Here is a 14333-nt window from a genome sequence, read left to right on the forward strand (position 1 = left end):
AAAAGTGAGTAAGAGCAAGGATTTTATCGTTGTAAAAGGTGCTAGAGCACATAACTTAAAAAATATTGATGTAACCATTCCGAGAAATCAGCTTGTCGTTGTAACGGGATTGTCTGGTTCGGGGAAATCATCATTAGCATTTGATACGATTTATGCAGAAGGGCAGCGCAGATACGTAGAGTCATTATCTGCGTATGCGCGCCAGTTTTTAGGACAAATGGATAAGCCGGATGTGGACACGATTGAAGGATTGTCACCAGCGATTTCAATCGATCAAAAAACAACGAGTCGTAATCCACGTTCAACTGTCGGAACGGTAACGGAGATTTATGATTATTTACGTTTATTATTTGCGCGAATTGGTACGCCAATTTGTCCAAATCATGGGATTGAAATTACATCACAAACAGTAGAGCAGATGGTAGACCGTGTTCTTGAATATCCTGAACGTACGAAATTACAAGTGTTAGCTCCTATCGTGTCTGGGCGTAAAGGTGCACATGTGAAAGTACTTGAAGATATTAAGAAGCAAGGATATGTTCGTGTACGTGTTGATGGTGAAATGCTTGATGTATCTGAAGAGATTATGTTAGATAAAAATAAAAAGCATTCCATTGAAGTTGTAATTGACCGTATTGTTGTAAAAGAAGGAATCGCAAGCCGTCTTGCTGATTCACTTGAAAGTGCATTAAAGCTTGGCGGAGGCCGAGTGTTAATTGATGTAATGGGAGAAGAGGAACTTCTATTTAGTGAACATCATGCTTGTCCGCATTGTGGTTTTTCAATCGGAGAATTAGAGCCGCGTATGTTCTCATTCAACAGTCCGTTCGGAGCATGTCCTTGTTGTGATGGACTTGGTTCAAAGCTAGAGGTCGATTTAGAGCTTGTTATCCCGAACTGGGATTTATCATTAAATGAACATGCGATTGCGCCTTGGGAACCGACAAGTTCACAATACTATCCACAACTTTTACAATCTGTATGTAATCACTACGGCGTTGATATGGATGTGCCTGTGAAAGATATACCGAAAGATTTATTTGATAAAGTGTTGTACGGAAGCGGTGAAGAGAAAGTTTATTTCCGCTATGTAAATGAATTTGGTCAAGTAAAGGAAAATGAGATTTTATTTGAAGGTGTTATTCCAAATATTGAACGTCGTTATCGCGAAACGAGTTCTGATTACATTCGTGAGCAAATGGAAAAGTATATGGCAGAACAAGCTTGTCCGAAGTGTAAAGGTGGACGTTTAAAACCTGAGAGTTTAGCTGTTTTCGTTGGTGGGAAAACGATTGCTGATGTAACGAAATATTCTGTTCAAGAAGTACAGGAATTCTTCTCAAATGTGGAGTTAACGGAGAAACAACAAAAAATTGCTCATTTAATTTTAAGAGAAATTCAGGAGCGCGTTGGGTTCTTAGTAAACGTCGGTTTAGATTATTTAACGTTAAGTCGTGCCGCCGGAACATTATCAGGTGGTGAGGCGCAGCGTATTCGTTTAGCGACGCAAATTGGTTCTCGTCTTACTGGCGTGCTTTACATTCTTGATGAGCCTTCTATCGGTTTACACCAGCGTGATAACGATCGTCTTATTCGTACATTGCAAGAAATGCGTGATTTAGGTAATACGTTAATTGTTGTTGAGCATGATGAAGATACGATGATGGCAGCTGACTATTTACTTGATATCGGGCCTGGCGCAGGTATTCACGGTGGACAAGTCGTATCAGCAGGTACACCAGCTGAAGTGATGCAAGATGAGAATTCATTAACAGGGAAGTATTTAAGCGGTAAAGAGTTTATTCCGGTTCCACTTGAAAGACGTAAAGGTGACGGACGTAAAGTGGAGATTGTCGGCGCAAAAGAGAATAACTTAAAGAATGCGAAGATGTCATTTCCACTCGGTACGTTTGTAGCGGTAACAGGGGTATCTGGTTCTGGTAAAAGTACGATGATTAATGAAGTACTATATAAATCGTTAGCGCAAAAGCTATATAAAGCGAAAGCGAAGCCAGGTACTCATAAAGAGATTAGAGGTCTTGAACATTTAGATAAAGTAATTGATATTGATCAATCGCCAATTGGTCGTACACCACGTTCTAATCCAGCGACGTACACAGGTGTATTCGATGATATTCGTGATGTGTTTGCACAAACGAATGAAGCGAAAGTGCGCGGATATCAAAAAGGACGTTTCAGTTTTAACGTAAAAGGTGGCCGTTGTGAAGCGTGCCGTGGTGATGGAATTATTAAAATTGAAATGCACTTCTTACCAGACGTATACGTTCCGTGTGAAGTTTGTCACGGTAAACGATATAATCGTGAAACGTTAGAAGTGAAATATAAAGATAAGAATATTTCTGAAGTGTTAGGGATGACAATTGAAGATGGAGTAGAATTCTTCGCCAATATTCCTAAAATTAAGCGTAAACTTCAAACGCTTGTAGATGTTGGGCTTGGTTATATGAAATTAGGTCAACCAGCAACAACATTATCTGGTGGGGAAGCACAGCGTGTGAAATTAGCTTCTGAATTACACCGTCGTTCTACAGGTCGTACGTTATACATTTTAGATGAGCCAACGACTGGTTTGCATGCGCATGATATTGCACGTCTTTTAGAAGTGCTGCAACGTCTTGTTGAGAGCGGTGAAACTGTACTTGTAATTGAACATAATCTAGATGTAATTAAAACAGCTGATTATATCGTTGATCTTGGACCAGAGGGCGGAGATAAAGGTGGACAAATCGTTGCTTCTGGAACGCCAGAGCAAGTAGTGAAAGAAGAGCGCTCGTACACAGGTAAGTATTTAAAAGAGATCTTAAATCGTGATAAAGCAAGAATGAAAGAGAAAATAAAAGAAGTAGAGTTATCGCAATAAGTTTATTGATGAAAACCGAGTGGAAATGACGCTCGGTTTTTTATTGTATAGGGGGAGAAGATGGAGTTTTTAGAGATGTTAAGGAAGAAAAATATGAAGGTAAGAGAATTTCAAAGTTGGGGTATATATTTTCGCAAGCGCTGGGAGGATCACTTTGCAAATCATTTAAGTGATGAAGAAAAAGAAGATATTTTTCTTTATGGAGATAGGTATGCATGTGGTTATCTATGGCACATATTTAGTTATGAGAAAAAGAAGTGTTTAGAAGGAACAGAAGCAGAGAGAGCGTTTCATAATGAAGCGAAAAAGGAGTGCTATGTTTTCTACCAACACTGTGATGAAGTACTGTTAATAAAGGATGCGAGTTTGTTACATATGGATGATATATTGTGTGAGACAGACGATGCGTATAAAGGCGATATCTATATTGTAGATAAAGATTTCACTTGGACCTTTGTAAAAACTCATGAAAATAGGTGGTGTGGTCCTTATTTTGCGAGGAAGTGTTAGTAGGTATACAAGCATGAAGAGTAGAATAAGTTGATATAAGTATTTGTATGATACTTGCGTTTATTATCTATTAGCGTATGATGAAATATATATGGTTAAAAGGATGTGTAACGAAATGAGATGGATTGTATCACTTCTTGTAAATAGCGTTGTGTTAATCGCTGTATCGGGACTTTTAAAAGGGATTGCACCAGATGCATTTTACGTAGCAAATATACAAACTGCAATTATTGCGAGTATTATTTTGGCTGTTTTAAATGTGTTCGTAAAACCGTTTTTAATTTTAATTACGTTACCAATTACGGTTGTAACTTTCGGGTTCTTCTTAATTGTTATTAATGCGATTACGTTAAAAATAGCAGATTCATTATTAGGAGATGCTTTTAATATATCAGGATTTGGTGTAGCGATTGTTGCGGCAATTTGTATTTCAATTTTTAATATGATAATTGAAAAGGCAATTGTTGAACCTCTATATGAAAAAAAGAGAAAGTGACAAAAAGAAAAACATTTCATTATTCGTATGAAATGTTTTTTTCTATTTATTAGAAACCGTATTTCTTGTTTCCAGAAAAAAATGGTACAATATCCGATAGAATGGAATTTCACATCAAACGAGACTGAACCCGCAGCGGAGTGGAGGTTTATACATATGCCGAAAGTAAGGACAAAAGATTTAATTGAACAATTTCAATTGGAGTTAATCAGTGGTGAAGAAGGCATTCATCGTCCGATTGATACAAGTGATTTATCACGACCTGGAATTGAAATGGCAGGATTTTTTACATACTATCCAGCAGATCGTGTGCAGCTTCTTGGTAAAACGGAGCTTACGTTCTTTGATACGTTAACAACAGAGCAAAAACAAGAGAGAATGAAAGCGCTTTGTACTGAGGAGACGCCATGTATTATTATAACTCGTAATCAAGATGTACCAGATGAGTTATTACAAGCATCACGTGAATCAGGCATGCCTTTATTACGTTCTTCTCAAACGACGACGAGATTATCAAGTCGTTTAACCAATTATTTAGAAGGTAAGTTAGCACCAACAACTGCTGTTCATGGTGTATTAGTAGATATTTACGGTGTTGGTGTTTTAATTACAGGTCAAAGTGGTGTTGGTAAAAGTGAGACAGCTCTTGAGCTTGTAAAGCGTGGCCACCGCCTTGTTGCTGATGATAGTGTAGAAATTCGCCAAGAAGATGAAGACACATTAGTAGGAAGCTCACCAGATTTAATCGAGCATTTATTAGAAATTCGTGGTCTAGGTATTATTAACGTTATGACGTTATTCGGTGCAGGGGCAGTACGAAATTATAAGCGTATTACACTTGTTATTAATCTTGAAATTTGGGATCAAAAGAAAAATTACGATCGCTTAGGTCTTGATGAAGAGAAGATGAAAATTATTGATACAGAACTTACGAAGATTACACTTCCAGTTCGTCCTGGTCGAAACTTGGCTGTTATTATTGAAGTAGCAGCGATGAACTTCCGTTTAAAACGTATGGGAGTTAATGCAGCACAGCAGTTCTCTGAACGATTAATGAGTGCAATTGAGTTAGGAAATCAGGAGTAAACTTTGGAGAGGGAGGTCATATACATATGCTGTTAGCTTCTGTACCACAGCTTGACCGTGTAGCTATCCAACTTGGGCCGTTTCCTGTATATTGGTACGGGATTATTATTGGTACAGGTGTGCTATTAGGTCTTTGGCTGGCAACTCGCGAGGGAGAAAGGCTAGGTATTCCAAAAGATACATTTGTTGACCTTGTATTAATTGCGGTACCGATCGCTATTCTTTTTGCGAGAATGTACTATGTTATTTTTGAATGGGAATACTACGCACAAAATCCGAGTCAAATTATTAATATTCGTCAAGGTGGTTTGGCGATTCATGGTGGTTTAATCGGGGCTGTTATTACAGGGATTCTTTTTGCGAAACGACGCGGACTTTCATTCTGGAAGTTAGCAGATATTGCTGCTCCAAGTATTTTACTAGGACAAGCAATTGGCCGATGGGGAAACTTTATGAACCAAGAGGCGCATGGTGATGAAGTAACGAGACAGTTTTTAGAAGGTCTTCATTTACCAGATTTCATTATTAATCAAATGTATATTGAGGGTGTGTACTATCATCCGACGTTTTTATATGAATCATTATGGAATTTTGTAGGTGTAATTTTACTACTTGCATTAAGAAAAGTGAATTTACGTCGCGGGGAATTATTCTTCACATATTTAATTTGGTATTCAGTAGGACGCTTCTTCGTAGAAGGCTTACGTACAGATAGTTTAATGCTAGGACCACTTCGTATTGCACAAGTAATGTCAATTGGACTTGTTGTTATTTCTATTATTTTCATTATTGTGAGACGAAAAATGGGGCAAGCTGATAAAAGATATTTAGAAAATTAGAGACAAGTAGCATCTTATTATAAGATGCTGCTTCTTTCATATTCAGGAAGGCGAAAGGACTAAGGCGATGAGAATAAATACAGTGTTATTTGATTTAGATGGAACTTTAATTAATACAAACGAACTTATTATTTCTTCTTTTTTACATACTTTACATACATATTATCCAAATCAATATAAGCGTGAAGATGTGTTGCCATTTATCGGTCCATCTTTACATGATACTTTCAGCAAGATTGATGAAAGTAAGGTTGAAGAGATGATTACTAGCTATCGTCAATTTAACCATGATCATCATGATGAATTAGTAGAAGAATATGAAACTGTATATGAAACAGTTCAAGAGTTGAAGAAGCAAGGTTATAAAGTTGGTATTGTTACAACGAAAGCGAGACAAACCGTTGAGATGGGATTACAGTTGTCAAAGCTTGATGAATTTTTTGATGTTGTCGTGACAATTGATGATGTAGAGCATGTGAAACCACATCCGGAGCCACTTCAAAAAGCGCTTGAATTATTAGATGCAAAACCAGAAGAGGCATTGATGGTTGGGGATAATCATCATGATATTGTCGGTGGTCAAAATGCGGGGACGAAAACAGCTGCGGTTTCATGGACGTTGAAAGGTAGAGCGTATTTAGAGGCTTACAAGCCGGACTTTATGCTAGATAAAATGAGTGATTTGCTACCGATTTTGTCTAATATGAACCGTTCATAAAGGTCCAAGTAAGTTAGTAGAGGAGCGAGCTAAGTGCGACGGACAACGCGCTATCCTGTTTCAGGAGAAAATTCGTTATGGAATGTGTATAAAACAGTGTCTTTTTGGAAGGTAATGAAAAACTTTATTATTATCCAAATTGCGCGTTACACGCCATTTTTATCTGTGAAGAATTGGTTGTACCGTACTTTTTTACGGATGAAAGTAGGAAAGAAAACATCATTTGCACTTATGGTTATGCCGGACATTATGTTCCCAGAAAAGATAACTGTGGGAGAGAATTCGATTATTGGCTATAACACAACGCTTTTAGCACATGAATATTTAATTCGTGAATATCGACTTGGCGAAATCGTCATTGGAAATGAAGTAATGATTGGAGCGAATGTAACAATATTACCAGGTGTGAAAATTGGAGACGGTGCGACTGTCTCAGCTGGCACACTTGTTCATAGAGATGTACCGAGCGGTGCTTTCGTAGGTGGAAATCCAATGCGTATTATTTATACGAAAGAGCAAATGACCGCAAGAGAAGGTTCATGGTGAAAATGTAACATTTCTCCTCTTTTTTTATGAATAAAAAGGAAATAATTGAGTATAATATACTGTTTTGTTTTTTACGGAATCGTTTATACTTATAGATAGAAGAATGTGTGAACGAAGAAAACAAAAAACTGGAGGATATATGGGGAAAAATCAAAGGATATATAAGGAGAACGGACAAGTTATCTCTTTTAATCAATTAGCGGACTTCTTTTATAAAAAAGGGATGAGAGCTTACAAAGGACAAAAATTGCAAGATGCAATTAAATATTTTCGAAGAGCGGCACAAAGTGAGAAGGAGCCGTTTATTCTATGTCAATTAGCAACAGTATTATCTGAGGCTGGTGAATATCAAGAATCGAATCAAATCTTCTTAAAGTTAGTTAGATCTAATCCAGAACTTGAACAGTGCTATTATTTTATTGCAAATAATTATGCATATATGGGGTTATTTCAACAGGCGAAGAAATATGCAGATCGTTATTTAGAAGTTGCAAAAGAGAAGGAATTCGTAGAAGATACATTAGAACTTCTTGAGATTATGGAAGAAGAAGCAATGGGTGCGGAAGAGATTGAAGATGAAGATGATTTAATTGTTATGCAGGAAGAAGCGAATCGTTATATTCGTAATGGACAATTGGAAGAAGCAATTGCTACATTAGAAATTGTTACTAAGGATTATCCGGAGTTTTGGTCAGGGCATAATAATTTAGCCATTGCACATTTTCAATCTGGTAATGTAGACAAAGCACTGAAGTTAACAGAAATGATTTTAGAGAAAAATCCTGGTAATATACATGCGCTTTGTAATACGCTTATTTTTCTATATTCAATTGGAGAGCATAAACAAGTAGAAGCGTTAGCGGGACAGCTAGTTTCAGTATATCCAATTTCATTTGAACATCGTTTGAAACTGGGAACTACACTTGCAACAATTGGTTATTTCGAGCATGCATATAAATGGTTCAAACTATTAAAGCGTCAAGGATACGAGGGAGACGTTAGTTTTTATTATTGGTTTGCATATTCTGCGTATATGGTGAAAGATCAACAACTAGCTGAAAAAATGTGGCAACATGTCGTGGAATTGCATCCTGATAAAAAGGGAAAAGAACCGTGGAATGCGCTGAATTTAGCAGATGAAGGACAAAACGTGTTATTTGAAGAATTACGAAAATCATTTCAGCAAAGTGCGACGCTAGAAGAACAAATGCTAGCTTTATATTTAATGAATGAATTGTCAACGCCGGAGAAGGTTGGATTCTTTTTTGATATAACGCAAGCGAAGAACGGTGTTCCCATCGTGTCGCAACTTGCAAAGTACTTCTTTTTACTTAATAGTCATAAGAGTATTCCAGCTGATTTACAACAATTTGAGCAGTGCGTACGAATCGCGGATGCATTATACAATTATACGAAAAAAGATGATGAATTAATTGAAGAGTGTTTACACTTTTGGTTTTGTACGTTCATACGTTTATATACATCTGGAGACATATTTACAAATGTGTACGGCTGGTCAGCTGCGATTGAATACATTGTACGCGGCGAACAAGGAAATAAAATGACACAGTCGGAGCTTGGAGATGTATATAATGTATCTGTAGCGACTGTCCGAAAGTATGTGCAAGCTGTTAAGCGTACGCACACATAAGATAAGCAAATCATTGGGAAAAAAATGATGCTAACAGTATAATGAGGGTAACTTAATTGTGTAGGAATGGATAGGAGTGAATAGTGTGTCAGAAGAAAAAATTTATGATGTCGTTATTATTGGTGCAGGACCAGCTGGTATGACAGCTGCAGTATATACATCTCGTGCAAATTTAAGCACATTAATGCTTGAGCGTGGTATTCCAGGTGGCCAAATGGCAAACACGGAAGATGTAGAAAACTACCCAGGTTATGAGTCTATTTTAGGACCAGACTTATCAAATAAAATGTTCGAGCATGCAAAGAAATTTGGTGCCGAATATGCATACGGTGATGTAAAAGAAGTCATCGATGGTAAGGAATACAAAACAATTATTGCTGGTAAAAAAGAATATAAAGCACGTGCAATTATCGTTGCAAGCGGTGCAGAGTATAAAAAAATTGGTGTACCGGGTGAAACAGAACTTGGCGGCCGCGGTGTATCATATTGTGCAGTATGTGACGGGGCATTCTTTAAAGGAAAAGAACTTATCGTAATTGGCGGCGGAGATTCTGCTGTTGAAGAGGGTGTGTTCTTAACACGCTTCGCATCAAAAGTAACGATCGTTCACCGTCGTGACACGCTTCGTGCACAGAAAATTTTACAAGACCGTGCTTTCCAAAACGAAAAAGTAGATTTCATTTGGAACCACACGATAAAAGAAATCAACGAAGCAAGTGGTAAAGTAGGAAGTGTAACACTTGTGGACGTAAATAGTGGAGAAGAGAAAGAAGTCAAAACTGATGGCGTATTCGTATACATCGGTATGTTACCTTTATCAAAACCATTTGTTGAACTAGGTATTACAAATGAAAATGGTTACCTTGAAACGAACGAGCGTATGGAAACGAAAATCCCTGGTATTTTCGCAGCTGGTGATGTTCGTGAGAAAATGCTTCGTCAAATTGTAACTGCAACAGGTGACGGTAGTATTGCAGCGCAAAGTGCACAACATTACGTAGAAGAATTATTAGAGGAATTAAAAACTGTATCAGAAAAATAAGGGATAATATACCTTGTGAGAAGAAAGCTACCGACAGGAGCTTTCTTCTTTTTTGTGTGAAAATGTCAAAGTTTTGTCAAAAAATATAAGGATTATAAGCTTTCTTATTGATATACTGGACTTTACGGAAAAAATCACTATAAGAAATGAGGAATTTATTCAGTATGGAATGGCGTAATATACATCGTGGATTTTGTATGGGCGTTAGTGATTTAATTCCTGGTGTGAGCGGCGGTACAATCGCTGTTGTGTTAGGGATTTATGAACAATTGCTTGCGGCAATTAGTGGATTCTTTAGTCGTGAATGGAAAAAACATTTAGGATTTTTAATTCCCCTTGCAGCTGGCGTGGCAGCGGCATTTTTAACGTTAAGTCACGTTATTAAATATTTACTTGCAAATCATTATGAACCGACTCAATTTTTCTTCCTCGGTTTAATTATTAGTATATTACCGATGCTAATGAGGGAAGCTGATGCAAAGTCGTCGTTTAAAGGTAAGCACATCGTTTTATTAATAGTTGCAGCAATTCTTGTTGCGATTACAGCTTTCTTTAAACCAGATAAGGCAGCAGATCCAATTACGACTTTAACAATTTTAAATGCAATTGGTTTATTTTTCGCAGGATGGATGGCTAGTATGGCCATGCTGCTTCCTGGAATTAGTGGATCGTTTATTTTATTAATTATTGGTGTGTATCCGACAGCAATTAACGCTTTAACTACACTTAACTTACCTTTAATCGTGGTTATCGGTGCTGGTGTTATGGTTGGATTTGTTGTAAGTAGTAAAGGCATTAGTTTTTTATTAGATCGTTATAAAAGTATGACATTTGCGGCAATTATTGGACTTGTAATCGGTTCGATTGTAATTGTATTCCCTGGGATTCCGACTGGCGGATTTTCAATTATAAGTTCAATTATTACCTTTATTTTAGGCTTTGCGATTGTTACTTATTTCGGTAAGAAATAAGGATTTTAATCCCCTTGACGATAAAAATCGTTAAGGGGATTTTTCATGCTATTCATTAAAAATCTAAGCATTTACATTGCTTGTTATAGAAAGCTTTTTTAAAATTGCTGAGTAGCATATGCTTAGCGAAAGAGGACTGGCTCCTTCGTTGTAGCAAACTGTTTTTGATAGTATAATGAAATAAGTATGCAGTGAGGAATTTTACTGCAAGTAGCTGAGGTGAAGAAACATGCAAAGAGTGACAAACTGTGTGTTAATTAGAGATAATGAAGTACTCTTACTCCAAAAACCTCGCCGGAATTGGTGGGTTGCACCAGGCGGGAAAATGGAGCGTGGGGAGACTGTAAGAGATTCCGTTGTTCGCGAGTATCGTGAAGAAACAGGTATTTATTTGAAAAACCCAGCGTTAAAGGGGGTCTTCACCTTTGTCATCCAAGAAGGTGATAAAGTTGTTTCTGAATGGATGATGTTCTCCTTTTTAGCGACAGATTTTGCAGGAGAAAACAAACTAGAGAGCGAAGAAGGCATCATTGGTTGGCATACATTTGATAAAATTGATGATTTAGCAATGGCGCCAGGAGATTATCACATTATTGATTATTTAATTAAAGGAAATGGCATAATCTACGGTACATTTGTATATACCCCAGATTTTGAGTTGCTTTCATATCGATTAGATCCGAGTTAAACCGTCAAGGAGAGGATACGATGACAGAGAATAATGATATAAAAATGGTAATTATTACAGGAATGTCTGGAGCTGGAAAAACAGTAGCTTTACAAAGTTTTGAAGATTTAGGATATTTTTGTGTAGATAATTTGCCACCGATGTTATTGCCAAAGTTTATTGAGCTTATGGCGGATTCAAAAGGGAAAATGAATAAAGTGGCACTTGGTATTGATTTACGTGGCCGCGAGTTTTTCGAACATTTATGGGGAGCACTTGATGATTTATCAGAACGTACATGGATTATTCCTCATATTTTATTTTTAGATGCGAAAGATAGTACGCTTGTAACTCGTTATAAAGAAACGAGACGTTCGCATCCACTTGCACCAACTGGTTTGCCGTTAAAGGGAATCGAAGCTGAGCGCAATTTATTAACAGATATGAAGGCACGAGCGAATATTGTGCTTGATACATCGGATTTAAAACCGAAAGAATTACGTGAAAAAATCGTTCACTTGTTCTCAACAGAAACTGAGCAAGCATTCCGTGTAAATGTTATGTCATTTGGATTTAAGTACGGTATTCCAATTGATGCAGATTTAGTATTTGATGTTCGTTTTTTACCAAATCCATATTACATTCCACATATGAAGCCATTAACAGGACTAGATGAAGAAGTTTCTTCCTATGTACTGAAATTTAATGAGACACATAAGTTTTTAGAGAAGTTGACGGATCTGATTACTTTCATGCTGCCTCATTATAAAAGAGAAGGCAAAAGTCAACTTGTAATTGCAATTGGATGTACAGGTGGACAGCATCGTTCTGTTACGCTTACAGAATACCTTGGGAAACATTTGAAACCAGAGTATAGTGTTCATGTATCTCATCGTGATGTGGAGAAGAGAAAGGGCCATTAAGGGATGAAAAAAGAGAGAAAGCCTAAAATTGTCATCATGGGAGGCGGAACTGGACTCTCTGTTTTATTAAGAGGATTAAAGCAATATCCTGTTGATATTACAGCAGTTGTTACAATTGCTGATGATGGTGGCAGTTCAGGTAGATTACGTGATGAGCTAGAAATTCCACCTCCAGGTGACATCCGTAACGTACTTGTTGCGTTATCGGATGTAGAGCCACTGGTGGAAGCTTTATTTCAGCACCGTTTCACAACAGGAGACGGACTGAAAGGTCATGCGTTAGGAAATCTATTGTTGGCAGGTATGACCTCGATTACAGGAGACTTTTTCCATGCGATTACGGAAACAAGTAAAGTATTAAATGTCAGAGGACGTGTATTACCAGCAGCGAATCAAAGTGCGGTACTTCATGCGGAACTTGAAGATGGAGAAATTGTAACAGGTGAATCAAAGATTCCTTATTACGGAAAGAAGATTAATCGCGTCTTTTTGACTCCAGAAGATGTAGAGCCATTGCATGAAACGTTGGCTGAGATTAAACGAGCTGATTTACTTGTTTTCGGCCCAGGAAGTTTGTATACGAGTATATTACCCAATTTAGTTGTTAACAAAATTGGAGACGCTGTTCTTGCTGCAAAGGCGAAGAAGGTATATGTATGTAACGTTATGACACAAGCGGGTGAAACGATGGGATATACTGCTTTTGATCATGTGCAGGCGTTACACGATCATTTAGGGCAACCATTTATTAATACTGCAATTGTAAATAACCGTGAGATTCCTTGTGAATTACGTAAGTTATATGATGAAGAAATGTCTACACCAGTTGTAGTGGATGAAGAACGTTTTGTTGAAAATAATATTGATGTTATTCAAGAGGGATTAGCGAAGTATGATGATCATGTTGTAAGGCATGATACGTTAAAGTTAGCTTCGATTTTATATTCATTGTTATAAATATGCGTTGCCTCGTTTGAGGTAGCGCTCCTCATTCATATAGGACAAGATTTTTGTTCCGCAATAATCGTATAAGGAGGTGTTGACTGTGTCATTTGCATCAGAAACAAAGAAAGAGTTGACGAATCTTGAGATGAAGGAATGCTGTGAGAAAGCAGAATTATCAGCGTTGCTTCGAATGAACGGGTCGCTTTCTTTTTCAAACCGTCGTCTATCTATCGATATTCAAACGGAAAATGCGGCAATTGCAAGAAGGATTTATACGCTTTTGAAAAAAGGATATGACGTGACGGTAGAATTACTTGTTCGTAAAAAAATGCGATTGAAGAAAAATAATGTATATATTGTGCGGCTTGTTGAGAAGTCTCGTGAAATATTAGCTGATCTTCATATCGTTCGAGATGACTTTTCATTTATTCGAAATATATCACAAGAATTGATTGAGAAGAAATGTTGTAAACGATCGTATTTACGAGGTGCATTTTTAGCAGGTGGTTCAGTAAATAACCCAGAAACATCATCTTATCATTTAGAAATCTTTTCGTTATATAAGGAACATAATGATGCTATATGTGAACTGATGAACGGATTTGATTTAAATAGTAAGACGTTGGAAAGAAGAAAAGGGTACATTACGTATTTGAAAGAAGCAGAAAAAATTACAGAGTTTTTAAATATTATAGGTGCTCATAATGCGCTTTTAAGATTTGAAGATATTCGAATCGTACGTGATATGCGTAATTCTGTAAATCGTTTAGTGAACTGCGAAACAGCTAATTTAAATAAAACAATTGGTGCAGCACTAAGGCAGATTGAAAATATTCGTTACATTGATGAGACAGTTGGTCTTGATATATTGCCGGATAAACTACAAGAGATTGCGCAATTACGAAGAGATTATCAAGATGTAACATTGAAAGAGTTAGGTGAGATGGTATCCGGGGGGAAGATTAGTAAGTCGGGTATTAATCATCGTTTGCGTAAAATCGATGAAATTGCAGAGAAATTACGCGCGGGGGAAACGGTAGCAAAAAAATAAGAGGTTA

The 14333-nt window shown here is 37.2% G+C and carries 14 protein-coding genes; all 14 read left to right on the plus strand.

Annotated elements, in window-relative coordinates; translation table 11 throughout:
- Window positions 1-4 precede the first annotated feature (4 nt).
- Window positions 5-2881 (plus strand): excinuclease ABC subunit UvrA, encoded by a 2877-nt coding sequence (uvrA, locus tag MR143_RS07095; protein WP_208906322.1) that lies wholly within the window; start codon window positions 5-7, stop codon window positions 2879-2881.
- Window positions 2882-2941: 60 nt separating this feature from the next.
- On the plus strand, window positions 2942-3391 hold the full coding sequence (locus MR143_RS07100) for a DUF4275 family protein (protein ID WP_000394732.1): 450 nt from the start codon (window positions 2942-2944) through the stop codon (window positions 3389-3391).
- 115 nt (window positions 3392-3506) lie between these two features.
- A complete protein-coding gene (locus MR143_RS07105) occupies window positions 3507-3887 on the plus strand; it encodes a phage holin family protein (RefSeq protein ID WP_001267308.1) in 381 nt (126 codons plus the stop codon).
- A 156-nt stretch (window positions 3888-4043) separates the two neighbouring features.
- Window positions 4044-4973 (plus strand): HPr(Ser) kinase/phosphatase, encoded by a 930-nt coding sequence (hprK, locus tag MR143_RS07110; RefSeq protein WP_001127251.1) that lies wholly within the window; start codon window positions 4044-4046, stop codon window positions 4971-4973.
- Window positions 4974-4999: 26 nt separating this feature from the next.
- A complete protein-coding gene (lgt, locus tag MR143_RS07115) occupies window positions 5000-5812 on the plus strand; it encodes a prolipoprotein diacylglyceryl transferase (RefSeq protein ID WP_000922847.1) in 813 nt (270 codons plus the stop codon).
- A 67-nt stretch (window positions 5813-5879) separates the two neighbouring features.
- Entirely contained in the window at window positions 5880-6530 is a 651-nt protein-coding gene (gene ppaX / locus MR143_RS07120; protein ID WP_033703200.1) for a pyrophosphatase PpaX, read from the plus strand.
- A gap of 33 nt (window positions 6531-6563) precedes the next feature.
- Window positions 6564-7076 (plus strand): acyltransferase, encoded by a 513-nt coding sequence (locus MR143_RS07125; RefSeq protein WP_001255070.1) that lies wholly within the window; start codon window positions 6564-6566, stop codon window positions 7074-7076.
- Between the two features lie 139 nt (window positions 7077-7215).
- Window positions 7216-8727, plus strand: a complete 1512-nt coding sequence (locus MR143_RS07130) for a tetratricopeptide repeat protein (RefSeq protein WP_000517724.1) — start codon at window positions 7216-7218, stop codon at window positions 8725-8727.
- A gap of 85 nt (window positions 8728-8812) precedes the next feature.
- Window positions 8813-9769, plus strand: a complete 957-nt coding sequence (trxB, locus tag MR143_RS07135) for a thioredoxin-disulfide reductase (RefSeq protein WP_001288078.1) — start codon at window positions 8813-8815, stop codon at window positions 9767-9769.
- A gap of 164 nt (window positions 9770-9933) precedes the next feature.
- Window positions 9934-10740: a DUF368 domain-containing protein gene (locus MR143_RS07140; protein ID WP_000455188.1), complete on the plus strand. Its 807-nt coding sequence runs from the start codon at window positions 9934-9936 to the stop codon at window positions 10738-10740.
- A 229-nt stretch (window positions 10741-10969) separates the two neighbouring features.
- Window positions 10970-11428 carry an NUDIX hydrolase gene (locus tag MR143_RS07145; protein ID WP_001190080.1) on the plus strand — a complete coding sequence of 153 codons (459 nt, stop codon included), beginning with the start codon at window positions 10970-10972 and terminating at the stop codon, window positions 11426-11428.
- Between the two features lie 20 nt (window positions 11429-11448).
- Window positions 11449-12330: an RNase adapter RapZ gene (rapZ, locus tag MR143_RS07150; protein ID WP_000138459.1), complete on the plus strand. Its 882-nt coding sequence runs from the start codon at window positions 11449-11451 to the stop codon at window positions 12328-12330.
- A 3-nt stretch (window positions 12331-12333) separates the two neighbouring features.
- Window positions 12334-13287: a gluconeogenesis factor YvcK family protein gene (locus MR143_RS07155; protein ID WP_000712186.1), complete on the plus strand. Its 954-nt coding sequence runs from the start codon at window positions 12334-12336 to the stop codon at window positions 13285-13287.
- Window positions 13288-13375: 88 nt separating this feature from the next.
- Window positions 13376-14326 (plus strand): DNA-binding protein WhiA, encoded by a 951-nt coding sequence (whiA, locus tag MR143_RS07160; RefSeq protein WP_000006560.1) that lies wholly within the window; start codon window positions 13376-13378, stop codon window positions 14324-14326.
- The last annotated feature ends 7 nt before the right edge of the window (window positions 14327-14333 follow it).

Origin of the sequence: Bacillus cereus group sp. BfR-BA-01347 (genome assembly GCF_022663835.1) — a bacterium.
GTDB classification, from domain to species: domain Bacteria; phylum Bacillota; class Bacilli; order Bacillales; family Bacillaceae_G; genus Bacillus_A; species Bacillus_A thuringiensis_K.